At 68.4% G+C, this 25,603-nt stretch carries 15 protein-coding genes; 8 read left to right on the top strand and 7 right to left on the bottom strand.

Translation table 11 applies throughout. The annotated features are described in order from the left end of the window. Positions 1-21: 21 nt before the first annotated feature. A complete protein-coding gene (locus tag ACZ4MU_RS33610; protein ID WP_467883329.1) occupies positions 22-7,524 on the bottom strand; it encodes an SDR family NAD(P)-dependent oxidoreductase in 7,503 nt (2,500 codons plus the stop codon). A gap of 534 nt (positions 7,525-8,058) precedes the next feature. Between ACZ4MU_RS33610 and ACZ4MU_RS33605 the strand changes: the two genes are divergently transcribed. Continuing rightward, complete coding sequence (locus ACZ4MU_RS33605; protein WP_467883328.1) at positions 8,059-9,459, top strand: hypothetical protein; 1,401 nt, start codon at positions 8,059-8,061, stop codon at positions 9,457-9,459. 224 nt (positions 9,460-9,683) lie between these two features. Next, positions 9,684-11,540 (top strand): ABC transporter ATP-binding protein, encoded by a 1,857-nt coding sequence (locus tag ACZ4MU_RS33600; RefSeq protein ID WP_467883327.1) that lies wholly within the window; start codon positions 9,684-9,686, stop codon positions 11,538-11,540. Between the two features lie 200 nt (positions 11,541-11,740). Here ACZ4MU_RS33600 and ACZ4MU_RS33595 read toward each other — a convergent pair whose 3' ends face one another. Continuing rightward, the gene (locus ACZ4MU_RS33595; RefSeq protein WP_467883337.1) at positions 11,741-12,391 is read right to left on the bottom strand and encodes a helix-turn-helix domain-containing protein; all 651 of its coding nucleotides are present in this window, start codon (positions 12,389-12,391) and stop codon (positions 11,741-11,743) included. A 58-nt stretch (positions 12,392-12,449) separates the two neighbouring features. Further along, positions 12,450-13,142 (bottom strand): hypothetical protein, encoded by a 693-nt coding sequence (locus tag ACZ4MU_RS33590; protein WP_467883326.1) that lies wholly within the window; start codon positions 13,140-13,142, stop codon positions 12,450-12,452. Between the two features lie 1,167 nt (positions 13,143-14,309). Here ACZ4MU_RS33590 and ACZ4MU_RS33585 point away from each other — a divergent pair. The 4 genes from ACZ4MU_RS33585 to ACZ4MU_RS33570 all read left to right on the top strand — a co-directional run bounded on the left by ACZ4MU_RS33585 (position 14,310) and on the right by ACZ4MU_RS33570 (position 20,149). Beyond that, entirely contained in the window at positions 14,310-14,525 is a 216-nt protein-coding gene (locus tag ACZ4MU_RS33585; protein WP_467883325.1) for a hypothetical protein, read from the top strand. Between the two features lie 691 nt (positions 14,526-15,216). Further along, positions 15,217-17,373: a sensor histidine kinase gene (locus tag ACZ4MU_RS33580; protein ID WP_467883324.1), complete on the top strand. Its 2,157-nt coding sequence runs from the start codon at positions 15,217-15,219 to the stop codon at positions 17,371-17,373. Between the two features lie 104 nt (positions 17,374-17,477). After that, a complete protein-coding gene (locus tag ACZ4MU_RS33575; protein ID WP_467883323.1) occupies positions 17,478-19,490 on the top strand; it encodes a sensor histidine kinase in 2,013 nt (670 codons plus the stop codon). After that, positions 19,487-20,149 (top strand): response regulator transcription factor, encoded by a 663-nt coding sequence (locus ACZ4MU_RS33570; protein WP_467883322.1) that lies wholly within the window; start codon positions 19,487-19,489, stop codon positions 20,147-20,149. Before ACZ4MU_RS33575 ends, ACZ4MU_RS33570 begins: the two co-directional genes overlap by 4 nt. 726 nt (positions 20,150-20,875) lie before the next feature. On the opposite strand, the gene ACZ4MU_RS33565 is transcribed toward ACZ4MU_RS33570, so the two are convergent. Together ACZ4MU_RS33565 and ACZ4MU_RS33560 are read right to left on the bottom strand one after the other, a co-directional pair. Then, positions 20,876-21,532 (bottom strand): transposase, encoded by a 657-nt coding sequence (locus ACZ4MU_RS33565; RefSeq protein WP_467883321.1) that lies wholly within the window; start codon positions 21,530-21,532, stop codon positions 20,876-20,878. A gap of 200 nt (positions 21,533-21,732) precedes the next feature. Further along, positions 21,733-22,335: a hypothetical protein gene (locus ACZ4MU_RS33560; RefSeq protein WP_467883320.1), complete on the bottom strand. Its 603-nt coding sequence runs from the start codon at positions 22,333-22,335 to the stop codon at positions 21,733-21,735. Between the two features lie 361 nt (positions 22,336-22,696). On the opposite strand from ACZ4MU_RS33560, the gene ACZ4MU_RS33555 reads away from it, so the two are divergent. After that, a complete protein-coding gene (locus tag ACZ4MU_RS33555) occupies positions 22,697-23,341 on the top strand; it encodes a hypothetical protein (RefSeq protein WP_467883319.1) in 645 nt (214 codons plus the stop codon). 55 nt (positions 23,342-23,396) lie between these two features. Here the strand turns inward: ACZ4MU_RS33555 and ACZ4MU_RS33550 are convergent, their stop codons facing one another. After that, positions 23,397-23,657 (bottom strand): hypothetical protein, encoded by a 261-nt coding sequence (locus tag ACZ4MU_RS33550; protein ID WP_467883318.1) that lies wholly within the window; start codon positions 23,655-23,657, stop codon positions 23,397-23,399. A gap of 78 nt (positions 23,658-23,735) precedes the next feature. Here ACZ4MU_RS33550 and ACZ4MU_RS33545 point away from each other — a divergent pair, with 78 nt between their 5' ends. Next, positions 23,736-24,752, top strand: a complete 1,017-nt coding sequence (locus tag ACZ4MU_RS33545; protein WP_467883317.1) for a nucleotide kinase domain-containing protein — start codon at positions 23,736-23,738, stop codon at positions 24,750-24,752. A 5-nt stretch (positions 24,753-24,757) separates the two neighbouring features. Here the strand turns inward: ACZ4MU_RS33545 and ACZ4MU_RS33540 are convergent, their stop codons facing one another. Continuing rightward, on the bottom strand, positions 24,758-25,597 hold the full coding sequence (locus ACZ4MU_RS33540) for a thymidylate synthase family protein (protein ID WP_467883316.1): 840 nt from the start codon (positions 25,595-25,597) through the stop codon (positions 24,758-24,760). Between the last annotated feature and the right edge of the window lie 6 nt (positions 25,598-25,603).

The raw sequence follows: 25,603 nt of genomic DNA, 5'->3' as shown, positions 1-25,603 counted from the left end.
CAGGTGTATGGGTCGGTAAGGTCAGGGGGTGTGAGCGCTCATGGCGGGCCCGGCCGGGCCCGGCACGGGCAGAGCCGGCGCTGTTGAACTGGGCGCGGCAGGAGCCGGCACGGTGGGGGTCTGGTGGCCGAGACGGATCAGGGCCCGGCGGGCGAGATCGGTGATGCCCTGGGCATTGAGGAATTCCAAGGTCGGCAGTTCGCAACCCAGGCGGCGTCGTGCTGCGACGACGGCTTCGACGGCCATCAGCGAGTCCAGGCCGAGCTGGTCCAGGCGGCGATCGCGGTCCAGGCGGGCAGGATCGGTCTGCAGGATCTCGGCCAATACCTGGGTGATGGCGTCGGCCGCCAGGGCGAGTGCTTCGTCGGGGGTGGCGGTGGCGAGACGGTGGCGCAGTTGGTCTGGTCCGTCGTCCTGGGGGGTGTGGAGGGGGATGAGACCGGCGAGGCGGGGGGTCTGCACGGCCGGCATCATGCTGCGGATGCGGGCCCAGTCGATCCTGGCGGCGGCGGTGACGTCGGTGTCCTGGGCGATGGCGTCCGTGAGGGCAGTGCAGGCTTCGGCGGGGGTGAGGTTGTCCAGGCCGAGGCGGGCAAGCATGTCGGTGATGCCGTGGCGGGCGGCGTAGCCGGTGTCGCCGACGGCACCCCAGGCCACGGTCGTGCCGGGCAGGCCGGCCGCGCGCCGGGTGCGGGTGAGTGCTTCGAGGTAGGCGTTGGCGGCGGTGTAGTTGGCCTGGTAGGCGTTGCCGAACCAGGCGGTGACCGACGAACAGGTCGCGAACAGGCGGAGGTCGCCCTCGCGGGTGAGCACGTCCAGGCTGGCCGCGCCGAGCATCTTGGGCTCCAGAGCGGTACGCAGACGCTCGTCGGTGAGTTCAGCCAGCGGCGCGTCGTCCAGAACCATCGCGGCGTGAATCACTCCGCCCAAGGGGAGGCCGCCGGCGGCGACGGTGGCGAGTGTCCGGCGCAGGTCCTCGTCACAGGTGACGTCAGCCGCGTGGGCAGTAGCGGTGACGCCGCGCTCGGCGAGCGTCTGAAGCAGCTGGGCTGCGCCTGGGGTCTCGGAGCCTCGGCGGCCCAGGAGCGCGAGGTGGCGTGCGCCGTGGTCGACGAGACGGTGGGCGAGGGCTGCGCCGAGGCCGCTGAGTCCGCCGGTGACCAGGTAGGTGGCGTGGGGGGAGAGCTGCAGGGGCGGGTCGATGCGCTCCAGGGGAGGTGGCTCCTCGAAGGTGATGACGACCTTGCCGAGGTGGCGGGAGCGTTGCAGGACGCGCAGGGCCTCACTGATCCGGGTGGCCGGGTAGGCCAGGTGCAGCAAGGGGCGGTAGGTTCCGTCCGCGATGAGCTGGGCTGTTTCGTCGAAGCAGGTCCCGGCCTGGGGCAAGCGGCCGGAGATGAGCTGGTACGCGTCGACGCCGAAGAAGGCGATGTTGTTGCTGAAGGGCCTCAGCGCCAGCGGGGTGGAGGTGTAGATGTCGCGCTTGCCGAGTTCCAGGAAGCGCCCGCCCGGCCGCAGGAGCTCCAGGGTGCGGCTGATGGCCTCTCCCGCCAGGGAGTTGAGGACGACGTCGACGCCCTGCCCGCCGGTGAGGTCGCGGACGTGCTCGGCGAAGTCCAGGGTGCGGGAGTCCAGGACGTGGCGGACGCCGAGCATGCGCAGCAGGTCGCGCTTGGCGGGGGTGCCGGCAGTGGCGATGACGTGGGCGCCGCGGGCTTGGGCGAGCTGGAGGGCGGCGAGGCCGATGCCGCCGGCGGCACCGTGGACAAGGACGGTCTCGCCGGCCTGGAGGCGCGCGAGGCGTTCGAGAGCGTGGTGGACGGTGAAATAGACCACCGGAAGGGTGGCGGCTTCGGTGAACGTCATGCCGTCGGGGATGGTCCCCACAAGGCGGGCGTTGACGGTCACGTGGGAGCTGAGACTGCGGGGCGCGAGCGCGTAGACGCGGTCGCCCGGTGCCAGGTGGGTGACGTTGGCGCCGACCGCGGTGACCGTCCCGGCGCATTCCAGGCCCAGGGCCGGCCCATCTGGCAGCGGGGTCTCCGCGCCCGGCGGCAGGAGGCCCACGGCCAGCATGACGTCGCGGTAGTTGAGTGCGGCCGCTGCGACGGCGATGGTGACCTCGTCGGCGGCGGACTGTTGCGGCCGGTCCGGGGTCCAAGTGAGCCGGGGGCGCAGGCCGGCGTCGTGCAGGCGCAACGTGAAAGGCGTTGAGCTGGGGGCCTCGGGTGCGGTGCTGGAGGCGGGCCGGGGGATGGTGCGCGGGACGAAGCGCCCGCCGCGGGTCAGGACGACCTCGTCCTCGTCGGTGGGCTGGAGCAGTTCGGCCGCCAGACGCCGCGCGTCCTCGGCGGGCCGGGCCCCGGCATCCAGGGAGATGCGCCGGATGGTCAGCTGAGGGATCTCGTTCGCCAGGGAGCGGGTGGCGCCCCACAGCGCCGCGTCCTGAGGAGCGCCCGGTCGTTCGGGGGCGGGGTGGATGCCGCTGGGCCGGGTGACGATCCACAGGTTGGCTGCGCTTCCGGCCGGCAGCTGTGAGCCGATTGCCGCGAGGTCCCGCAGCACACCGAGTCGGGCGACGGCCTGGTCGCACATGTCGGCGGGGCTGTCGCCGGAATCGGCGTCGAAGACCAGGACCGTGTGCGGGGGCTGCTGTTCCCCTGCGTCCTGTGCCCACTGCCGAGGCGTCTGGTCCAGGCCGGCGACGCGGACGTCGGCGCCCGCCTCGAGAAGAACGTCGACGAGGTCACGCAGCAGGTCGCCGTCGGGGTTCTCCCCGGCCAGCAGCCAGCGCGCGTTCGGGGAGGCGGGCGGCGCGAGCAGGACGGGGAGGGCAGGGGAGCGGGGGGCGCGGCGGGCGCAGAGCACGGAGTACTCGAGCTCCGGCAAGGCTTGGTCATGTCCGAGTTGGGCGACCTCGTCGAAGCCGCACTCGCGCAGCAAGGGTGCCCATGCCTGCCCCGGCAGCAGAGGGGAAGTCTGGCGCAACGGTGCGTCGGTGAAGTCCCAGAATCCCTCGAGGGTGCCGAAGCAGGGGGCCAGCAGACCGGGTTCGTGGGTCTCGTGGGCGAGGAGTTGTCCGCCGTCGGCAAGAAGGTGGGTGATGCGGGCGAGCGTCGCGCGCAGGTCTCGGGTGGCGTGCAGGACGTTGGTGGCGATCACCACGTCGAAAGAGCCCGCGGTGAAGCCCTGCTCGGCCGGGTCCTGGTTCAGGTCCAGACAGCGGTAGTCGACGAAGTCGAAGTCGGCGAAGCGCGCCTTGGCGGAGGGGAAGAAGCCGGCGGACAGGTCGGTGAAGGTGTAAGTGGTGCGCTCGGGCGGCAGGTGTGGCAGGAGCAGGGCGGTGCTGCTGCCGGTACCGGCACCGACCTCCAGGATGCGCAGCGGCCGGTCCTCAGGCCAGGTGCGGACCTGTTCACGTACCAGAGCGAGCAGCAGCTGATTGTGGAAGCGGGGCTGGACGGCATCGCTGTAGAAGTACTCGATCAGATGGCGGTCGGGTTCGTCGAAGAGCAGCGTCAGCGGATCGCGCTTGCCGCGCAGGACGTCGGCCAGGTGCAGGCAGCACCGGCCGAACAGGGACGTCTCGACCGCCTGCCGGGGGAAGTCGCGGACCAGTTGCTGGAACAGCTCCAGCGCCGGCGGGCCGTCGGTGTCGGGAAGACGCCAACGGGCAGGGCGGCCTTCGCCGGCCTGCTGGACTTGCTGCAGCAGACCACGGGTGGCTTGGGCGAGGAGCTCGGCCAGACGGGTGTGGCGAGGCTGCATGCCGCCTGCCACCAGATCACCGGTGTCGAATTCCCTCTGCCCCTCCGGCAGCAGTTGGGCGAAGGCATCGGTGGTCAGGCGCGAGCAGCACTCGCGCAGACGCTGCAGCCCGGCTGCGTGCCCCTCCTCGCGCCAGGTTTCCTCGAGACGGTCGCGGTGGGGCAGACACGCCTGCGCCAGGGCGGTGGGCGAGGGCAAGGGGCAGGGCAGTGCCGGGTCGGCGGTCCCTGGAGCGGCACGCAGCACGTTGACGAGGTGTTGCACGGGTTCGGTGGGGGTGTTGCCCATGCGGCGCAGCCGGCAGCCGGTGAGCTGGAGGCAGACATGGCCGTCGGCGTCGCACAGGGTGATGTCCCAGCACGTCTCCTGGGGATTGTTCTCCCGCAGGCGTACGTGGATCAGACCGCTCTGCGGCGGAGTGCGCCACAGGCGCAGGGCTTCGACGGCGACGGGAAGGAACGGCAGGTACTCGCCGTCGACGCCAGTCAGGCAGCCGCCTGCCTGGAGTGCGCCGTCCAGGAGCGCCGGATGGACGTGGTAGCCGTCGGCGGGTTCACCCAGGGTGTAGGAGGCGAGGGCTTCACCCTCATGCAGCTGCAGCTCCGTCAGGACCTGGAAGGCAGGGCCGTACACGAGGCCGGCGCGCCGGGCACGGGCGTAGTGCTCGATGACGTCCATGGGGGTGTGCAGGCGCGAGCGCAGGGCGGCGAGGTCGACGGAGGGCGGCGCGGCGGCGAGCATACGCCGCACGCGAGCCCGGGCGTACGGCTGCCACGGCAGGTCGTCGCCCGTACGTGCGGCGATCGTCAGAGCCTGGTCGCCTTCGCTGAGTGAGACCTGTACGCGTACATCGGCGGCCTCGTCATCCCAGGGCAGATCGAGGGCACGGGTGATGAGCAGATGGTTGACCTCGACGGGGGCGTCGTGAACGAGCCCGCCTGCGGCGAGGGCCATCTCCAGGTAGGCGGCGGCAGGCATGACGGGGGAGCCTGCGACCTGGTGGTCGGCCAGCCACGGCAACCGGGTGGGCTCTACCAGGTTGGACCAGCATGGCTGCTGCACGGGAACGCGGGCTCCCAGCAAGGGGTGCTGCACGGGGGTGGTCTCACCGGCGACGCGCAGCCACCACTGAGGGTCACCGTGCCACTGCCGCTCGCGCTGCCAGGGATAGGCCGGCAAGTCGGTCGTTCGTCCGGGCTGCGGGAAGAAGATGTCCCACTGGATGCGGGCGCCGGCCGCCAGCACCTGGGCAGCCGCGGTGTCGACAGCGGCGGGCCCCGACACGGCCCGGGCACAGGTAGCCGTGACCAGCACAGGGCGTTCCGATTCTTTGACCGCCTTACGCAAGTACGGCCGCAGGACGGGGTGAGGACCGATGTCGACGAGAATGTCGAAACCGTCATCGAGCAGCGTCTGCAGGGCCGGTCCGAACAGCACGGGCTCGCGGACGTTGCGCCACCAGTAGTGGGCTCCGAGCTCCTCGCCCGGGCAGACGGTGCCGGTGACCGTCGAGACGAACGGAACAGTGGTGGCGGCAGGGCGCAGCCCCTCCAGGGACGTGAGCAGGTCATCCCTTACGGGGTCCATGGCCTGGCTGTGGAAGGCGTAGTCCAGCTCCAGCATGCGGAAGAAGACCGCGCGCAGCTCCAGGTTGGTGCCCAGGGCTTGGAGGTGTTCCTCGGGACCGCAGATGGTGACGTCCTGGTCGCCGTTGACAGCGGCGATCTCCAGAGCGCCGGCGTACGGGGCGAGTTCTTTGGCCGCCTCCTCGACGGACAGGCCGACTGCGGCCATGCGGCCTCGGCCGCGCGTGGATGCCTGAGCACGGCTGCGTTCAGCTACCACCCGGGCGGCGGCGGGCAGGTCGAGAGCACCGGCGATGTGGGCGGCGGCGATCTCGCCGACACTGTGGCCCAGAACCGCGGCCGGACGGATACCGCGGACCTTGAGCAGCTCCACCAGAGCGATCTGGAAGGCGAAGAGCAGCGGCTGGGCGATCTCGGTGGCCTCGATACGCGCGGGGTCGGCCGCGCCCATTTCCTCACGCACCGACCAGCCCAGGTGGGGCCGGAGCGCGTCATCGACCCGGTCGAGCGCTGCCCTGAACACGGGTTCCTCGCGCAGCAGGTCCGCTCCCATGCCGGCCCACTGGGAGCCGTTGCCGCTGAAGGCGAACACCACTCGGCCCTCTGCCACCCCTTGTCCTGTGGCAGTGGCGGCGGGCAGGGGCAGTGTCCCCTGGCCCACGGCCTCCAGCGCTTCGGCTGCCTGCCGGGCGTCGGGAGCCAGGACTACGGCCCGGTGGGGGTGCAGGGTGCGACGACGGGCGGCTGTCCATGCAACGTCGTAGAACCCCTCTGAGGTCTCCTCCTGCAGCCGCTGGGCCATGCGGGCCGCCGCAGCCTCCAGCGCCTCCGGCGTGCGGGCCGAGACCACCACCGGCAGCACACCCTTGGGGGGCTTGCTCGGGCCGTTGACGGGCACCACGGGCGGGGCGGCCAGGACGACGTGTGCGTTGGAGCCGCCGAAACCGAAGGAGTTGACACCGACCACGGGCCGCTGCCCGGCAAGCGGCCGGGCTTCGGTGCACGGATCGAGCTGCCAGCCCGCGAAGTCGATGTGCGGACTGAGCGGATGCGCGTGCAGGGTCGGCGGGATGCGGCGGTGACGCAGGACGAGCAGGGCCTTGGCCAGTCCGGCCATGCCCGAAGCGGCCTCCAGGTGACCGGTGTTGCTCTTGACCGATCCGATCGGCAGCGGTCCGACCGTGCGGCGGGTGCCCAGGGCCCGGCCGATGGCGTCGCACTCGATCGGGTCCCCCACCGGTGTTCCCGTACCGTGGGCCTCCAGGTAGGACAGGTCATCGGCGCTCACGCCGGCCTGGGTGTAGACCTGCTCCAGCAATGCTGCCTGCGCCTGGGCGCTGGGGAGTGCCAGCCCTGTGGTGCTGCCGTCACTGTTGACGCCGCTCGCCAGGATCACCCCGTGAATGCGGTCACCGTCAGCGAGCGCATCGGACAGGAGTTTGAGGGCTACGACGCCGCCACCCTCCGCACGCACGTAGCCGTCGGCTTCAGCCGAAAAGACACGGCAGCGGCCGGTCGGCGACAGCATGGAGGCGGCCGAGAAGCCGGTGAAACCGAACGGACTGAGCAGGACGCTCACTCCACCCGCCAGAGCCATACGCGCTCGGCCCGCACGCAGCGTCTCGCACGCCTGGTGCAGGGCTGTCAGGGCCGAGGAGCAGGCAGTATCCACCGCCATGCTCGGCCCGTGCCAGTCAAGCAGGTGGGAGATCCGGTTGGCGGCGTTGGTCGCCGCCAGCCCGGCCATCGAGTACGCGTTGGGTGCGTCAGCGCCGGTGGACTGCAAGTCGGCGTAGTCGTGGCTCGACATGCCGACGAACACCGCCGTGTCGGAGTCGGCGGTGGCGGCCTGGTCGATGCCGGCGTCGTCCAGGGCCTCGACCGCCATCTCCAGCAGCAGGCGGTGCTGCGGATCCATGCGCGCCGCCTCGCGCGGTGAGACCCGCTGGAAGTAGCCGTTGTCAAAACCGGTCACGTCCTGGAGGAATCCGCCCGCCGCCGTGTAGCTCTTGTTGCTCCTGCGCCGCTCGGTGTCGACGAACCGCTCGGGGTCGAAACGGTCCGGCGGGACCTCACCCACCAGGTCACGTCCCCCCTGCAGCGCCTCCCACAGGTCCTGCGGTCCATCGATGCCGCCCGGCAACCGGCACGAGAGGCCCACGATCGCCACGGCGTGCCTATCAGGGTTCGTGGGGGCCACAGTCACAGATTTCTCCCAGTGCACAAGAAAAAAGGGGGCAGCAGAGACGCCTTGCAGGTGATGGCACGCGAACAGCGCTTCCGCTGCCGGTGACGCGGTGATCTTAGGGAGAGCGGCGAACAGTCCTGGCACGCGTTAGGGCGTGCGGGTGAACGCGAAAGGCAAATCTGCAGCACGTAGGGGGTGGATTTGGCAGATCCTGCGGCTCAGGGCAGGTTTTTCCCTTCACCCATGTGCATGAAGTACGTGACGCCTCCAGGGCGCTGACGTGCAAAAACATCGCGCGGACGTCAACGGATCACCCGTCGGGCCCCAGAAAGAGTGGTGGTAGACGGGTGATCCTTCAGGCCGCCGGTATGGTCGCCGATGTCCTGATCCGGTCCCCCGCATGCCTCTTCTTGCCCGTCCACAGCAACAAACGTGTCACTTTCATGTTTTCGCGCGCCGCGACCCAGCCCACGAAGGCCCCTTTCAGGGGGCCGCAACGTTCCCGGAAGGTAGGCCATGAGCAGTTCACCGGTCGCTGTACCCGACGTCCAAACCGATGTCACCGCTTGCCGCTGGTGGCGTCCGTGCACGGTCCAGGTCATCGGCGAGGTGCCGGCGGGGCAGCAGGCGCTGCGGTCCTTCCTGAACCATCTGGTCGCCTCCTTCGAGGTACAGGGCCACACCGTCCTGGACCGCTCCCATGGCGACGTCGACCTGATGCTCATGTGCGGGCAGATCCCCGAGGGACCGCAACCCCTGCGGGAGAGGATCCTGGAGACCTATCCGCCGCTGAGTGCCACGCTGCGCCACCAGCACGGCCTGCGCCGCAACCCCCGTCATGTCGTCGCCGTGGTCGAGGTGCCCGAACGCCTCAGTGTGCTGCCCCACGCAGAGGTCGTCGCCACCGCCCGCACAGCCATGGGCCGGCTCGGCGCGGCCAAGGTCTTGTTCGTGTCCCGCGGAGATGCTCCCGGTCAGGTGGCAGAGGTGACCTTCTGCAACATGGAGGGCGGACATCCCACCGAGATGATGAACATCGCCGACCGCATGCGTGATCGGCTGGTCACTGCGGCGTGCGCCCGGCAGGTCGCCGAGGACTACGACACCGTCCGGGATGCGATCACCGCCGAGGCGTGGCAGGCCAGCACCGCGCCGGAGAAATTGGCGTATGCCGGCCGTCGGATGGGCGAGCTGGGACTGCTGCCGGCGCCGGTGAAGGTGTCCGACTTCGTCTCCCAGCAGCTGGCCAACATGTACGAGGTCTACATGGGAATGCGGGGCTTCAGCGAAGGCATGCTGTTCGCCTTCGACCCCGACCTCAACTGCCTGGTGGTCAGCGCCTCAGGTTCCTGGGACGTCGACAAGCGCAGCCTGACTCGAGAGCAGACCGTGGCCGTCGAGCCGCGTCTGGCCGACGGCCGGCGCCTGCGCGTCCTGGCCCCCAGCGGCATGCTGCCGATGCAACCATCGGTGGAGACATGGGAAATCTGCGCCCTGGTGGAGGCATGCCCCACCGTCCGGGTCACGAAGGACCCCTCAGGTACCTGGGTGCTGGACCCCGACGGAGAACGCGAGGTACCGCTCATCCGGGCCGGCATTCACGCCCACGTCGGCGTCGTCTCCAGCGACCACACGGTGATCGAAACCGTCGAGGCGGACCGCGAACAGTTCCCCTACGGCTTCGGCTGCGGTACCGACCTGACGGTCGAGATCGCCCGCGACACCGTCCGCCGTTCACACGCCGTCAACGATCCGGCCGACCCGCGGACCTATGTGCGCTGGCCCCTGCTCTACCACGGCGAAATGGCCGTCGAACTGTGGAAGCCCGGCCTGCCCACCCAGCCCTTCGAAGGACTGCTCGACCTGTACGCCACGGCCGTGCACTTCACACCCGACGACGTCCCGCAGCCGGTATGAGCGGACATCCCCCTGGCTCCCTCCCTTGGACGGAACCCAGCAGAGAGCAGCATGCCACCGTCGAAGGCAGCCGTGCCCCGCGCTGAGACCGGTGATCGCTACCACCCGTGGCGGGACCCGGAACCGGAAGTACTCCTCGTCTTCCGCGACACGAGGAGCAGAGCTCCGGGCTGCGGCCGATCCGCTCCTCCCTCGCCCGGTCTTCGTAAACGAGGCACCGCGACATGACCTTTCCGTCCGCCCGCATGCGATCGTCGCCCCGGTCCCTGACTCGCGATTGCGGGGGGTTTCCAGGGCTGCGCATCGCCCGGGACCTCCTGCGCGGCGACCGACTGCTGCTTGCCCTGGCAGCCGTTCTGTCCCTTGCTTCGGCTGCAGCCAGTCTGGCGGTGCCGTGGCTGGCGATGGGCGTGATGCATGCTCTTACCCGGCACCAGCCAGTCACCCCTGCCGCCGCAGGCATGAGCGTCGCTGTCCTGGGGGCGGCCGGACTGCAGGCTCTGAGCGGGTGGTTACTGGCGGGAGTCGGCGAGCGCGCCGTGCTGCGTCTGCGCCGCCTGGCCATGGGGCATCTGCTGCGGCTGCCGCTGCGCGCGGTACGCGACGAGGGCCCTGGCAGCCTCACTGCCAGGGTCACCTCGGACGCTGCGCTCCTGCGTCTGCTCATTGAAACCGGTCTCGTCCACCTCCCGGTGGGGCTCATCGCCACGGCGGCCACGCTCACCGCCATGGTCATCATCCACCCTGGCCTCACCATGGTCGCCGTCGGAGCTTTCGGGCTCACCGGAGCTTGCCTCGCCCCGATGACGAACCGGATGAAACATCTCGCAGCCGCTCAGCAGCGCGCGCTCGGGCAGCTCGGGCAGAGCCTCACCGCCCATCTCGTCGCACTCGTCACCGTCAAAGCCTGCCGCTACGAGAGCGAGGCCGCACACAAACTAGGACACGCCGCAGACGCCGTTCGTTCGGCGTGTCTGCCCGCCTCCCGCTTGCAGTGCCTCATCGGCCCGGTCGTGAGTTTGGGCCAGCAAATTGCCGTGCTCGCCGTCGCCTTGGCAGCAGGACAGCAGATCACGCGAGGACAGCTGTCTCTGGCCGCCTTCAGCGGCTTCTTCCTTTATCTGCTGCACCTCACCTCGCCCCTGACAGTCGTCGCGCTGGGTATCGGCCATCTACAGGCGGGACGAACCGCACGAGGCCGCTTCCACGACCTCCTCACTCGCCCAGCGGAGGCGGAACTGGACACGACCGCAAGTCCGGTCCTGCCCCGACCCCCCTCCGACACCCACGCAGTGACCTTCCGTCGTGTCACCTTCCGCCTTCCGCAAGGCCAACTTGTCCTGCACCATGCGAGTTTCCACGTCCCCACGAGCGGGCTCACCGCCCTCGTCGGTTCCTCCGGCACCGGAAAGTCCACGGTCCTCACGCTGATCAACCGCCTCGCACAGGCCGAGCACGGAGAGATCCGCGTGCTGGGCAGGTCCGTCAGCAACTGGTCCCTCGGCGACCTGCGTCGACGCGTCACCTACGTCGACCAACAGTCCACCCTCATCGAAGGCAGCATCCGCGAGAACCTGCAACTCGGTCTCGCCGAACCGCCCAGCGACGCAGACCTGCTGAACGCGTTGGAGACGGTCGGACTACGCCAAACCGTGTTGCGTCTCCACCAAGGACTCGATACGCCCCTGGGCCGCGTCCACGACCTGTCCGGCGGGCAACGCCAACGCCTCGCCGTAGCCCGCGCCCTACTCACACACAGTGACATCCTCCTCCTCGACGAGCCGAACTCCCACTTGGACAGCATCAGCGCGCGCCTCGTCACCCGTGCTGTCGACTATCTAGCGGCCACCCGCTGCGTCATCGTCGCCAGCCACCGGCTGCACACCATCCGCAAGGCCCGGCACATCATCCTGCTCACGGAGGACGGGACAGCAGTCTCCGGTAGCCACGAGCACCTTCTCGCTCACAACAGCCACTACAGAGAACTCACCACGGGGCACGCCATAGAATCCGGTTCACCGCTTGAAACACCGTCTGCCGATTCTCCGCACGATTCAGCTCCGGGTCTCATCGGCAATTGAGCCCTCGCAGTAGTCCGACCTTCTCTGTCCGAGTCCCACAATCCCGCTTGATTGCCTGGGTGGTGTCGCTTGGCGCTCCGAGTGGTCGGTGGCGACCTACTGAGCTTGAAAGTGTGATGTCGGTGCCGATCATCCAGCCGACGCGCGCGTGTTGGTGCGGTCACTGTAGTGACCTACGACGGGCGCCGGGCGGGGGGCGGTCAGCCGCAGGCACCGCGGCACGATGAAGTCGGCCTTGGCCGATGGCGGGTGGTGGGCTGTGGGTGGGCGGGCGGGTCGTGGACGGTAGTGGCCTCCTCGTCCCCATCGGCGCCGGTACCTGGGCTGGTGACTGCGGTGGGTGGGCCCTGGTCTGTCACGCGCGGGCCTGCCTGTTCTTGCCGAGGTCCGCCGTCTGCGCTGGTCGGTGCGCCACCGGGAGCGCGCGAGGTTGGCTGTATCGGCAGTGTTCCTGTTGTTCGGTGGGGCTGTTTGCGCCGATGCGCGAGTTGGGTTTGTGTGTGCTGCCAGTGGAGGCGTTCAGCGGCGTGCAGGCGGCGTCGGCGCTCTGTCACGCCGTGGACGCCGAGTCGTTGTGCGGTATCGGTCCAGTCGGTTGCCGGGGATGGGCAGCGGGGGCTGCTCTGGCCGGTCCCGTCGAGAGCGGCAGGGGCGAGGAGAAGCAGCTCACCATCTCGTTGGATGAGGCCGAGTTGGGTGAGGGTGGTGCGTTGACGGTAGGCGGTGGCGCGGGAGATGGAGGCGCTGGCTTGGAGTTCCGTGAGGGTTTGGCCGTCTTGTTCGGCCAGGGCGGCGAGGATGGCGAGGCCGCTGGAGCTGAGCCCGTGATGGGTGAACGCGTCGAGGCCCATTAATCGGGCGAGTGTATGGGAGTTGAGGTCGGCGTCGCTCTCCAGGTGGCCGTCGCCGTCAGGTCTGTTTCTCAGCATGAGTCCACTCATGGCCCCCCCCAGCCTGCGGCCCATGGGGAGTGGTGTCCTCGTGAGACAGGTTCAGGCGCGTTGGGCAGATGAGTATCCACCGGGCACTGTCCGTTGCGGTGCCGTGATCGAGCTGGCGCAGCAGACGCAGGCCCAGCAGACGTCGGTTGGAGCGGCGTGTGGTGGTGCGGCTGCATCCCATGCGTTCGGCGAGGTCCCGTTCGGACACGGTGTGGTCCCAGCCCCCGGCGCGGGAGCAGATGTCGAGGCGGGCGGTGAGGTTGCGCAGGTCGGTCTTGGCGGCGGTGCCGTGCCAGGGTGTGCGCTCGATGCGGGTGCGCAAGCGCGCGAGGGCAGCGTGGAAGTCCTGGCGCCCGTGCAGCGGGTCACTGTTGTGGAAGTGTTGCTGAGCGCCGTCGAAGGCCCGGTGCAGCCAGGCGACAGCGGTGTCGTAGCCGCGGCGGTGCTGCAGCGCGCGGGCAGCCTGACCGGCTTTGTAGGGGCCGTCGAGGAGAACCTGCACGAACGCCGGCCGGCTCCAGCCCGCCCGCACCGCGCCGACTGCCACCGCGCGGGTGAGGGCCCAGGCGTGGGCGGAGGCGGCGGTGTTGGTGCCGCCGCGCTGCAGGGAAGCGCTGCTGTAGGTACCGTGCCGGTCACCTTCGACCAGCAGCTGGTGCATCCGCGGGGAGAGTGTACCGAGGGAATCGAGCAGGCTGGTCGGTCTGTTGCGTGCGCGTGGTACGAGGGGGGTACTTGGCCGGGCCGCGTCGGCTGTCGTCGGTTCGGTCACGCTCATCGCGGTCGTCCACCGAGCGTACACCGGGTGGCGAGGGGAGAGCGGTGGCGGGGGCGGACTGGGTCGTGGTGGCTGGCTGGCATGCCGGGTGGGTGGAGGTGCCGTGTCATGTGTCGTCCCAGGCTTGGGGGGTGCTGCTCCGAGCACCGCCGGCACCGTCCGCCGGGCCGCAGGCTCCGGCAGTGCCGGGGCTCGCGCAGGGCATGCTGCTGCCAACCTGGTTGAATGGCGGCTTGTTGGTGCGATCGGATACACACGGGCTGAGTCGGCGGGCGGCGCAGGGCGGTGTGTGTTGCGACAGATCCCCCGCCCCATCTGCCCACGGCGGTGCGGGGTTTGTGGTGCAGGGCAAACCTAGGCACTGGGGCAGGGTCCGAGCCATGGCAGGGGTGCACAATTTCCACGAGTCGACGTATCGGATATGCACCATGGGCGGGGTCTCCCCTACCGCAGTGCACTGCGCGGGCCCACCTGGTTTCCGATCTGCACCGCGGCTTCCGTCCGGCTCGCCGCTGGCGCGCCGATCGTGGACGGGTCGCATCGCGGGGGGTGGGCAGGTCGGGCGTGCGCATCAAGGAGGCATCGGGCCTGTATGGCGATGCGCCGTCGACTGGCGGGGCTCGTGAGCCTGCTGGAGGGCGAGTTGTGGGCTGAGCTGCAGGCGCACGGCGCTCTGGGGAAGGCGTCTGTTGGGACTTCCTGCGCTTGGCCGGTCCCGTCCCGCTTCAGTTGCCCCGGTGCGCCGGACGCGGAGGGTCTGCTGATCCGGTGCGGAGTCTGCGCCTGTGACGGTCCATGTCAGGAGTCGCTGACGCCCTGATCCTTGTTTGCGAGTAGCTGGCGGAGCCGTCTGGCTTGGGCAGTCTTGACTGGCGCCGGGCGGCAGTCTGACTTGGCCCCACTTGTGGATCTTGGATCAGGTGTCGGACAGGGTATTTTGGCCCCATCGGACGGAGGGATGAGGAGCCGATGGCGCTTGATCCGGCTCGCGTTGAGCGGGTTTCCGCACCCGTCGCGGAGTGCAGGCCACTGCTTGGGTCAGATGCGGGGATGGACGCTGTGCAGCAGTTGCTGAGTGACCGCCGAGTGGCGGTGATGGATTCGATCATTGTCACGCGAGAGCTGCTCGGCGCGGGCCCGACTGCCTTGGGCGAGGCGAAGGGCATCGTGCTGTCCAGTCCGTCACGGAGTGTGGAACGGCAGCGTCACGAAGAACTGGTGGATGCGCTGCTCGACGCGGTTGACGACGTGGCCGACGGCGGGTGACCGCCTGTCGGGTCAGCCCGTTGTGCTGGCTTCATGCTGGTCTTTGGCGTGGGCGAGGCGCGGATCCAACACCTCAAACGATCTTTGAAGACGGACCCTAGTTCCGCACCGCGGTCTCGGTCAGGTCGAAGCCCTTGATGACCTGACCGACCGAGCGGTCACGACGCCCGCACAGCTCGACTACCTCGGCCTTGAACTCCGGCGTGAACGACCGCGAGGGCGAGGCTTCCTTCCCATGCTCTCCATGATGGACATCATCCTTCCGGGACCGAAGCCCCTGATCTCCGATGTCCGTCAAACCGAATCAAACCCACTCGTCGCCGCCCTCGCCCTCGCGGTCATCACGGGGGCCTCCGGCTCCCCTGCTGAGTACGATCCGCCGTTCGCCTTCCGTCGGCTTCCAGCTACCGCTTCAGCCTGCTTGCGCCTGGCGGGGCCCTGGGGTGAGCGGCCCCTCCACCCCGTGGGAGGGGAAGCACCGTCAGCGGCTGTGGAACAGACCGACGACCACTGGGAGGGTGGCTGTCGGCCCTTCCCGGCCTGGTGGAGGCGTGGCGGGATGGCTTTTTTCGTACTTGCGCCTCTTTCTCTTGTCTGGAAGGGCGTGCTTCTGGGAGGTTCGTCACGTGACGTGAGCACCTGCTCGTGGGGGCGGGATCTCTTGTGCGGACTGTGAGTGCCGGGATGGATCGTGAACAAATCGGCAGAAAAGGTACACGTCCTGCCCTCAGGTACTTGGGATGCGTGGGGGTGGCTGGTCAGGCTGCGGGCCGCGGGGGTGCTGTGGATCCTCACGGTGGGCATGGGGATCCTCACCCTGCTATGCGTAGTGCCGACCTACGGGGAGCCCCGGCCTGAATGGCACCCGTGGCTGCTCGCCGTGGCGGAGCCTGTGCCGCTCGTCGCCTACGCCTACCCGGGCTTCGTGGTGGCCCGGCGACACCCCACTAACCGGATCGGGTGGCTGCTGCTGGTATCCGGGTTCGGGGGCGCGCTCGATGCTCTGGGGGATGCCTACGCCAAATATGCGTCTGTGCGGGATCTTCCGGCAGGTGTTCTGTCGGCGTGGGTGTCCAACTGGGCCTTCGCTTTGAACCTCTTCCCGCTCTATTTCCTGCTGTTGTGTTTCCCCGATGGGGTGCTGCCGTCCGGCCGCTGGCGGAGCGTCGCCTGGTACGTCGGCGTGGGCGGGGTGCTGGTGTCGCTGGCTGCCGTCCTCGCGCCGGGGCCAATTGACCGTTCCGACTTCCCAGATGTGCGCAACCCGCTGGGTGTCCGTCCTCTAGAGTTCTTCGCCCGGCGCGAGGCGGTGCTGTCGTTGCCGCTGGTGGCCGGTTCCTTTGTGCTCTGCGCACTCTCGCTCCTGGCCCGCTACCGTCGTTCGCTCGGAGTGCCCCGGCAGCAGTTCAAATGGGTGGCGTTCGCTGCGCTGGCGAGCCTGGTCGTTTTGGCGGGGGGTGTGCTGCTCCAGGACCCCTGGATCAGCGTAGCCATCGATCTGATCCTCGTGACGTTCAGCGTGTCCATCGCGATCGCGATCGTCCGCCACAACCTCTTCGACGTCGACCGTCTCCTGAGCCGGTCATTGCTGTACCTGGGGCTGACCGCGGGGGTGGCCGGACTCTATATCGGCTCCGTCAGCCTGTTCGCACTGCTGTCGCAGCGTTTCATCACCGCAAAGGCTCCGCTGCTTGCGACCGGTGTCGTGGCGGTCCTCCTTCATCCCTTGCGTGCGCTGCTGCAGAGCCTGGTCAGTCGCCTGGTCTACGGGCTGCGGGACGATCCGTACGCGGCCCTGGCCGGCCTCGACCGCCGCCTTGAGACGGTGCTTGCCCCCCGCAAGCTGCTTCCCGAGGCCGTCGCGACCATCGCCAAGGCCTTGCGCTTGCCCTTCGTAGCCGTCGAAGTAAAGGGTGCGGCGGCATACGGCGCTACCGGGGCCCACTTTGCCGTACACGGAGCCGAGCGCCCCGTGGCGCTGAGGCTCGCGTTGATTCATCAAGGCGAGGAGATCGGCACGCTGGCCATCGCGGCGCGACCGGCCGAAGACTCCTTTTCTAACGCTGACCTGCGTCTGCTCGCCGATGTGGCCCGTCACCTCGCGCAGGCGGCAGCGGGCGTACGGCTCTCGCTGGCCCTGCTTCAGGAGCAGGAGCGAGAGGTCGCGGTACGCGCCGAGGAACGCCGGCACCTGGCCCGGGACCTCCACGACAGTGTCGGCCCGGTGCTCGGCCACGCCGCCTCCGCCGTCGAAACGGCCTGCGCATCAGTACACACCGATCCTGCCGGGACCGGGGACCTCGTGGGCGAAGCACTGACCCGCCTTCGGCAGGGCTCCGATGACCTGCGCCGTATCGCGCTGGGGCTGCGCTCACCCGTCGACCAGCTCGGGCTGCGCGAGGCTGTCCTGGCCTACCTCAACCGCGTCCCCCTGACCGTGCACATTGACCTGCCCGACCAGCTTCCCCCGCTGCCCCCGGCGGTCGAGGAGACCGCGTACCGCATCCTGACTGAGGCGGTGGACGACGTCCTCCGGCACGCCCGCGCCACATGCTGCACGGTCCGCCTGGAACTGGGCGACGGGCACCTCACGTTGACGGTCGCCGACGACGGCAAGGGCCCGCCCGGAGCCGCCCGGCCGGGCGGCGAAGCGGCGGTGATACGGCGATGTGCTGCCGCGATCGGGGGTGTCTGCGAAGCCCGTGCTCGTCCCGGCAGAGGCGCCGAGCTTATCGCCTGTCTGCCCCGCAGCCTGTCTGGCACAGGACTCCCGGGCACCCGGGAGGCGACTCCCTTGCAGCCGGGACCCCGCCACCACGAGGGTGATGAGGCTGGAGGTGAGCCATGAACGAGCTCACGGGAGCTCACACGGCCCACGCGACTCCCAACGCAGCGGGCCGGTTCTCACGTGCGACCACACAGCGAACAGCCTGGACCTGGTGGAGTGGCACGGTGCTCACCACGTTCGCTGCAGGCGTCTTCGCGGTCCTGTCGCGTACAACCCCGCGCCCCGACTGGCATCCGTGGTGGCTGATTGCCGCAGAGTCCCCGATCACCCTGGTGCTCCCAACCCTCGGGTTGCTGGTGGCAAACCGCCGCCCTCAGCATCTGGCGGGCTGGCTTCTACTGGCTGCGGGATTCGGCGCAACCCTCGGCCTTCTCAGTCACTTCTATGGGCTCTACGCGCTGCCTCGAGGGCTGCCGGCCGGCGGGCTGGCCGCCTGGATGAGCAGCTGGGCCTTCGTGCTCTTCAGCTTCCCACTGATGTTCCTCTTCCTGCTCTTCCCGAACGGTCATCTGCCTGCCGCGCGCTGGCGGTTCGCCGCCCGGTATATGGCTGCATGTGGGCTCATTGACGTGGCCATCGGGGCTCGCGCTCCAGGACCACTGGGGTTTGGGTATTTCCCTTCGGTTTCCAACCCACTGGGCATCGCAGCACTGTCGTTCATCGCGACGTACATAGGCCTCGTGTCGGTGGTCATGATCCTTGCCCCCTTTGTGTTGTCGGTTGGTTCGTTGCTGTTCCGGTATCGGCACTCCACCGGGGTTCTGCGTCACCAGCTGAACTGGGTGGCTTGGGCCACGACGATGGCCATCCTCCTGGTGGCCCTACAGGTCCCGGTGGGGGGGAGCCCCGTTGGGTCAATCGCTGTTGATCTGGTGCCGATACTCCTCGCCACGGCCATCACCATCGCGATCCTGCGCCCCAACCTGTTTGACATCGACCGGATTCTCAGCAACACCGTCATCTACACGGGACTCACCGCCGGGGTGGTTGGCCTGTACATCGGCACCGTCAGCGTATTCGGGCTACTGCTACAGCGTTCTGCCTTTGGACTGGCGCCGCTCCTGGCAACAGGTGTGGTTGCCGCGCTGCTGCAGCCCCTGCGCACGCTGCTCCAACGCTCGGTGGGCCGGCTTGTCTACGGTCTGCGGGATGACCCCTATACGGCACTGGCCCTGCTCGCCCGCCGTATGGAGGCAACGAGCGATCCACAAAAGATCCTGCCCGAGGCGGCTGCGACAGTGGCCCAAGCCTTGCGTCTGCCCTACGTGGCCATCGAACTGGATAACACGTCAGCGACGGGCATCGACCGCATTCGCGCGGCCACCCACGGCACCCAGACCCGGAAACCGCTGACACTGCCCCTGGTGCACCAGAACGAGGAGATCGGCACTCTGATCGTCGAGCCCCGGCCCTTTGACGAGCGCTTCTCGGCGGCGGACCGGCGCCTGCTGCAGGACGTGGCCCGGCATGTTGCGCAGGCCGCCTCAGCGGTGCGGCTGTCGCTGGCCCTGCTCCGCGCGCAAGAGCGCGCTGTCGCCGCGGTGGCGGAAGAGCGCCGTCGGCTGTCCCGAGAACTCCATGACGGGGTCGGTCCCGTACTCACCGGAGCCACCTGGACTCTCCAAGCGGCCCTCGCCAAGCTCCACAGCGACCCCGACGCCACACATGAGTTGCTGAGCACCGCCCTGGTCCACATGCGCCAGGGCACCGAGGACCTGCGCCGGATGTCCACGGGCTTGCGTTCACCCGTCGACCAGCTGGGACTGAGGGAAGCCGTTCTGATTCATCTCGCACGCGTGTCCCTGACCGTGCACCCCGTAATGCCCGACCAGATCCCACGGCTGCCTGCGGCAACTGAGGAGGCGGCCTACTGGATCCTGGCCGAGGCGGTCGCCAACGTCCTCCGGCACGCCCGCGCCACCAACTGCTGGGTGACCATCGAACTGGGCGACGCTCTCGTGCTGAGCGTCGCGGACGACGGCCGGGGGCTTCCCGACCGATTCCGCCCCGGGGTGGGGCTGGGATCCATGCGCGAACGTGCCGCCGAGATCGGCGGAACCTGCCAGATCTATCCCCGTGCCGACCACGGCACCGAAGTCGTCACGCGCCTGCCGCTCTCCCTGCCCGGCGCAGAACGAGAACACAGCCCACAGACGGTGGAGGGCAGGATCACATGACGGACCAGAATATTCGTGTCGTCATCGCCGACGACCACGCCTTCACTCGCTACGGCCTGCGCGTACTGCTGGAATCCGACCCCGGCATCACCGTCGTCGCTGAAGCCAGCGACGGCCACGGAGCAGTGGAACAGACCCTGCGGTTCCTCCCCGACGTCGTCGTCATGGACGTGCGGATGCCCAACGGCAGCGGACTGTGGGCGACTCAGGAAATCCAGCGAGCCCGCCCCGGCACCAAGGTCCTCGTCCATTCCGAATACGAGGCAGACCCCAACGTCTTGGCCGCGATGCGAGCTGGCGCCTCTGGCTTCCTCATGAAGGCCGGAGACGTCACACAGATCATCCGCGCTGTGCGCGACGTCGCCGCCGGCGCATGGATCTTCAACTTGTCCGACACCGCCCGCATGCGCCCTTGGTTCGACGACCTGCGCACCGCACGGCGCGACGCCGCCTTCCCCCAACTGACCGCCCGGGAACGGGAGATCCTCAACATCCTCGCTACTCCGAAGCAGACGACCGTCAGCGCCGCCACCCGCCTCGGCATCAGCACCAAACGGGTAGAGAACGCCCTCACCGACATCAAAGCCAAGCTCGGCGCCACCGACCGCGCACAGCTCATCACCATGGCACGCACCGCAGGCCTCGGAACAGGACCATGACCTGCACCTCCCATGCCCCCGGTAGGACACTCCCGTGACTGTGGGAATGCTGCGGACACACGCTGGACCCAATAAGGCACCCAGGACGGAGCCAACGGGAGAGACAGATGCACGGCAACAAGCCAGAACACCACAAGACATGGCCCGAACAACGGCGCGCGACTCGGAACTGGGTCGGGGCGGCAAGGCTGTGGACACCGGTCGTGGCAACCACCGTGACGACCGTCATCGCCATCTACGAGGCATGGCACGGGCAACCAATCTGATCAAGGCCGAGACGCCGGGCTCGCTCTTCAGCTACATGCCCAGCCCGCCCGCCTGCCGCCCAAGCGGTATCGGCTGACGGTGGCACGTGTGCTGACCGGAGGTCCAGCTCTGGGCCTCCCGCCGTCTCGGCTCAGGTCGCTTCGCGGACGGCACGAAGCCACCTGCTCACCTTGCCCGTGGCGTGTGATTCGTGGCCCTCAGGCTCCGTCTAGCAACGGATCGGTCACGCCGGTCCATGTTATCGAACTATGGGTGGGAGATCCGTTGGGGCTACGTGTACGGTCCCCCGTCGGTGGGGGGCGTAGTCATGCCCGTCACCTCGGTGGTGAAGACCCGTCGTGGACTACGCGCGGACAGCGACCGGTTGGCGCCGGAGCCGGGCAAAGAAGACTCTATGCGACGCCGCTGACAGGTCTTCTGAACAAAGACGACGCGAGACATCAGGGGAAAAGGGAGAGGTCAGAAGGCATGCCTAAGGGTTGTCCCGCAAAGGCCTTGAAGGCGTCTCGGGCGGGTGGCCGCCTTGCGGCCCGCTTGCCTATCCGGCGAGGGCGAGGTTGTGCATCCGTGCGATGGCGAGCATGGCGTGGTGGACGCCGTCTTCCTTGAGCGGCAGTCGCGAGGCCCTTCGAGGTTTTCATGCGCGCGAAGACGTGCTCGACGCGGGCCCGGACCTGCTGTGGGACTTGTTGTGTTCCTCTTTCCCGTCCGGGTGTTCGGCCTGGTCTCGCTGCCAGCGGTGTGGGATGACGAGTCAGGTGCCTGGTAGCCGCCGTCGGCGATCGTGAGGGTCTTGCCGACGGCGGCCTTGGCGCCGGATTCCTCCCATGCCTTGTAGTCGTTGCGGTTCCCGGGGAGCGGCCGGCCGACCATGACGACCAGGCGGTTGTCGGCGTCGATGACGACCTGGTGGTTGGTGGAGTATCGGTAGCTCTTCGACCGCTCGGACATGGTGTGGTCGCGGGTGGGGACCAGGGTTCCGTCCACGGTGAGCACCGTGTCCTTGCGGAACCGTTTGCGGGGTTTGAGCGCGAGCCGGGGCCCGCGGTGGCTGATGATGCGGTTAGCCGCGGACTTCGAGATGCCGAACAGCGGGGCGAGCTGCCGCAGCGTCAAGTTGGTGCGTCAGTACCCCGTGACCAGCAGTACCCGGCCCTCGAGCGGCAGGCTCCACGGCCGGCCTCTGCGGACCAACTCAGCTCCTTTACGCCGCAGCTGTGTCACCAACGTGCCGAAGCAGCGGGGACTCAGCCTGGTGAATGGGGCTATTCAGGAAGGCTCCGACGTCGTAATCACACCAGCCACCGCAAGATCTTTCACGGGCCGGAGCGCCGTCGGCCTGTGGGCAATAGGAAAGGATGTCGCTCCGGTTCCACGGCTCGGAGCAGGCACTCGCGGTCGTCTGTGCTGATCAGTCCTGCCGGGAGGGTCTCATCCTCCAGCAACGCGCGCAGGGCGGAAGCCTGTGCGGCGAAGACGGTCCTGCACCATGCGCGTTCTGGGTGATCGGAGTCTTTCCCGACCAGCAGCACCTGGCGTTCGTCGTCGGCGTCGACGGACGAAGACAGCTTTGCAGCGAGGGCCAGGAGGCGGACCAGGTCTGACCGCGCCGCAATATCGGGGACGGCTGCCAGACGGATCAGAAAGGGGAGAGCAGTCGGCATCAGGGTGCTTATGTGGAAGCCGCTGCTCATCAGGAGGCTCTCCAGTACGGGCAGGGTCTCAGGGCCGACTGCCTCGTCCAGGAGATCGTGGAGCAGGACCGGAATGCCCGCGCGGCACCCCGGAATGTGCGACCAGTCAACATTGGCGCTACCCAGCAGGGCGGGATGGTCGCACGCAGCCTGCTCCCTCTCCGGACGTTCACGGAGGAACCGAGCGAGGGCCGCCTCTTTGACCGCCGCATCCATCACATGCATCTCTACTGCCCTTGCTTTCACAGCATCACCCGAACGGCGTTCGCGAGACTCTTTCTGGAGCTGGCATCGAACACAAGTACCAGACCAGTGGCTGCCGCCTTCCGCCCTCAGATTCCGGGACAACCCTTAGCCCGAGAATGCCCTGAGGTTCTTGCGGTGTCTGCGCTGCTCAGGTGGTGTGAGCGGGGTGTGCAACGCCAGCTCGGCCCATGGCCGGTTGAGGCCGGTTGCTCTTCGTCTGGAAGCAGAAGGTCTTTGACTGTGAAGGCCATCGCCGGTCTGTCGCTTGGGTTCGGCGGGTATCCATGGGCGCCAGGAGCAGCAATGCTGCGACGGTACGTACCGACGGACGGGGGCGGAGATGGCGTTCGCGCGGGACATTGTGGTGTCACTGGTGGCCAGTGTTCTGTTCGTTGCCCTTGCTTGGGCACTGTCCAAGGCTGCGCGTCGGGTGCTGCGCGGGTTGGCGGCGCACTTGCTGCATCTCGATGTGGAGGAGGTGTTCTCCAGTAGCCGTGAGGCGGCGACGGACCTGGCCCGGGAGTTGTGCACGGCTCGCGATGTATCGATCTGGACCAGTCGCGGCATGGACCTGCAGCGCGAGCCGTTCCACGACCTGTGGCGCAGCTGCCAAGCAGGTCACACCCGGTGCCGTGTGCTGCTCCCGCGCTTGGACGTGCCGATCGGCGGGAGCGACTGGATCGAGGACCGCGAAGAGGAACTGCAGGCGTTCGACACGGCTTTCGGCGCGGGGCTGTTGCGCCGTCAGATCAGTGGGACATACGACTTCCTGGAACCCATGACCGCTGCTGGTCTCGAAGTGCGCGGCTACAACGTTCCACACCTGGCCCGGATCGTCCTTACTGAGCGGGTCGTGTTTGTGACCCCTTACCGGGCGGATCAGCACGGCTGGGACACACCGGTGCTCAAGTACCGCCGAGGGGAGACTTACGACTTGTGGGCCCGGCTCTTCGCCATGCTGTGGCGTGACACGGCAGCCCATTGACCCGATCCCTTCTGCAGCGCAACTCCACCAGAGTGACCTGTCCAGCGGCGGATCGTTAGGACGAAGCGACGCGTTGAGGGCCGGGGGTGCGCACGACGGGAAGGTCGTCGCGGTCGTTGCCGTCGTCGAGTGCGCCGGTAGGCAGGCGCCGGTAGCGGTGCAGGAGTTCGGCCAGCTGTTCGGGGTCGACCTCGGTGGCGGTTACCAGGGCGGCCAACAGCTCGGCGCGGGAGGTGTGTTCACCGGCCGCGGCGGCTGCGCGGACCAGGATGTTGAGCCGGTCGTTGACACTCGCGGGCCACGTAACCGAGGTCATACGGCGTTGCTGCTGCCACAACAATTCCATGGTTCCCCCTCGGTGACAGGCGACATATAACGAATATATATTGCGGACATGGTGACGCTGCTGCAAGACCGTCGGGCCTCCGGGCAGAGCGATCTCGCGCCTGCGGCGGTGCGTGTCGCGGGGCGGGTGCTGGAGGCGACGCCGGTGTTTGACACCTATTGGCGCTTCGCCGCTGCGCGGCAGGCGGTGTACGAAGCGCGTCTGGCGGGACGGCCTCAGCCGTGGACCGATGACCCGATTCTGACCCAGTACCGCTTCACCAACTGCTACCGCGCGGCCGACCGCGTCAGTCAGACGCTGATCGGTGACGTGATCTACCAGGGACCGCAGGAATGGGACGAGGTCTTCTTCCGCACCCTGCTGTTCAAGGTTTTCAACAAGGAGTCGACCTGGCAGCTGCTGACCCGCGAACTGGGTGAGGTGCGCTGGGAGAGCTACGACTACGAGGCCTTCGATGGGGTGCTGTCAGCGGCTTTCGTGAAGGGCGAGCGCTTGTACTCGGCCGCCTACATCGTGCCGCCCCCGCAGCTGGGGGAGGAGCGAAAGCACCGCAACCACTTGCGGCTGCTGGAGATGATGATGACCACGGGCGCGCCGGGACGCATCGCGGACGCCGCGACGATGCGCGAGGCCTACGAGGCCCTCCTCAGCTATCCGGCGCTCGGCCCGTTCCTGGCCTACCAGTACACCGTCGACCTCGCCTATGCCGCGCAACTCAGCTTCTCGGAAATGGACTTCGTGGTGCCCGGACCCGGGGCCCGGGACGGGATCCGTAAGTGCTTCGGCCGCTCGGCCGACGGCATCGAAGCCGAGATCATCCGCTACATGGCCGAGACGCAGCAGGACCACTTCACCCGCCTCGATCTGCCCTTTGCCGGGTTGAAGGGCAGAGCGCTGCAGCTGATTGACTGCCAGAACCTGTTCTGCGAGGTCGATAAGTACGCCCGGGTGGCGCACCCCAAGATCGCGGGCATCAGCGGACGTAGCCGTATCAAGCAGGCTTACCGGCGCGACGCCACGCCCCTACGGGCGTGGTTCCCGCCCAAGTGGGGCCTGAACAACTGAGTGACTCAGGCACCGAGGCGGAACAGCGGGGTGGCCGTGGAGGCCTGGATCTGTCGCAGTTCGGTCTTGGTGCAGTCCAGGCGGGCGCTGCCCGCCATGACCGTCAGCGTGCCGGGGTTCAGGTGTGCCTGGTGGGCCACCCAGGCACACAGGTGACCCAGGGCAAGGTAATTGCCGTAGGCGCGCTCGAACATGTAGTGGCTGCGGTAGTAGGCGGCCAGATGCACGCTGTTGGTGGCGGAGTCGAACTGGAAGGAGCAGTGGCTCAGGCAGGGGAAGTCCCGGGGCTGGGTGTCCAGCGCGGCCGCCCTGACCACCGCCTCGGTTTCGACGCCCGTCTCGGGTGCCTCGTCCTCGCCGGGCCCTTCGGCGTCCAGGACATGGGCGGTCCCCCCTTCGTAGACGGCGCCCCACCGGGCGGTCGTGCGCAGCGCTTCCATGCGCTTGATGACGCGGGCCAGCTGGTCGACCGGCTCGGTCTTCGTATCGGCGCCGGGATAGGCGATGAGCCGGCCGAAGTAGGTGCCGTGGGCGTTGCGCCTGACCTTGCGCAGCCGCGGGTACAGCGCCCGATAGCGCTCGGCGAGTTCCTCATGGGTGTCGCACGTCGCGGCGAGTTCGACGGGGAAGAGCGTGTTAACCACGGTGGCTATCGGATACAGCGGGTGCGTGCGGACCGCGCGGCGCCGGTCGAGCTCGCTGCGCAGCTGCGGATCCTCCCGCAGCGGCTCGGCGATGCGCACCACGGTGTGAAACGCCCGCGATCCGGGCAGCTCGGTCAGCCGTGAACAGGCCTGGAGCCACGCACTGGAGACGTCGGCGGCCTCGACGGTGAAGGTCTGCAACAGCTC

This window comes from Streptomyces sp. NPDC026377 (genome assembly GCF_055567715.1).
Note: the sequence above shows the minus strand (reverse complement) of the source record. Positions and strands in the feature narration are given on the sequence as shown.

What these genes read in the sequence shown, in the direction of transcription:
- ACZ4MU_RS33605 (WP_467883328.1), top strand. Translation starts at nt 8,059, where the DNA reads ATGAGCAGTTCACCGGTCGCTGTACCCGACGTCCAAACCGATGTCACC.
- ACZ4MU_RS33600 (WP_467883327.1), top strand. Translation starts at nt 9,684, where the DNA reads ATGACCTTTCCGTCCGCCCGCATGCGATCGTCGCCCCGGTCCCTGACT.
- ACZ4MU_RS33595 (WP_467883337.1), bottom strand. Translation starts at nt 12,391, where the DNA reads ATGGGCCTCGACGCGTTCACCCATCACGGGCTCAGCTCCAGCGGCCTC.
- ACZ4MU_RS33590 (WP_467883326.1), bottom strand. Translation starts at nt 13,142, where the DNA reads ATGCACCAGCTGCTGGTCGAAGGTGACCGGCACGGTACCTACAGCAGC.
- ACZ4MU_RS33585 (WP_467883325.1), top strand. Translation starts at nt 14,310, where the DNA reads ATGGACGCTGTGCAGCAGTTGCTGAGTGACCGCCGAGTGGCGGTGATG.
- ACZ4MU_RS33570 (WP_467883322.1), top strand. Translation starts at nt 19,487, where the DNA reads ATGACGGACCAGAATATTCGTGTCGTCATCGCCGACGACCACGCCTTC.
- ACZ4MU_RS33560 (WP_467883320.1), bottom strand. Translation starts at nt 22,335, where the DNA reads ATGCATGTGATGGATGCGGCGGTCAAAGAGGCGGCCCTCGCTCGGTTC.
- ACZ4MU_RS33555 (WP_467883319.1), top strand. Translation starts at nt 22,697, where the DNA reads ATGGCGTTCGCGCGGGACATTGTGGTGTCACTGGTGGCCAGTGTTCTG.
- ACZ4MU_RS33550 (WP_467883318.1), bottom strand. Translation starts at nt 23,657, where the DNA reads ATGACCTCGGTTACGTGGCCCGCGAGTGTCAACGACCGGCTCAACATC.
- ACZ4MU_RS33545 (WP_467883317.1), top strand. Translation starts at nt 23,736, where the DNA reads ATGGTGACGCTGCTGCAAGACCGTCGGGCCTCCGGGCAGAGCGATCTC.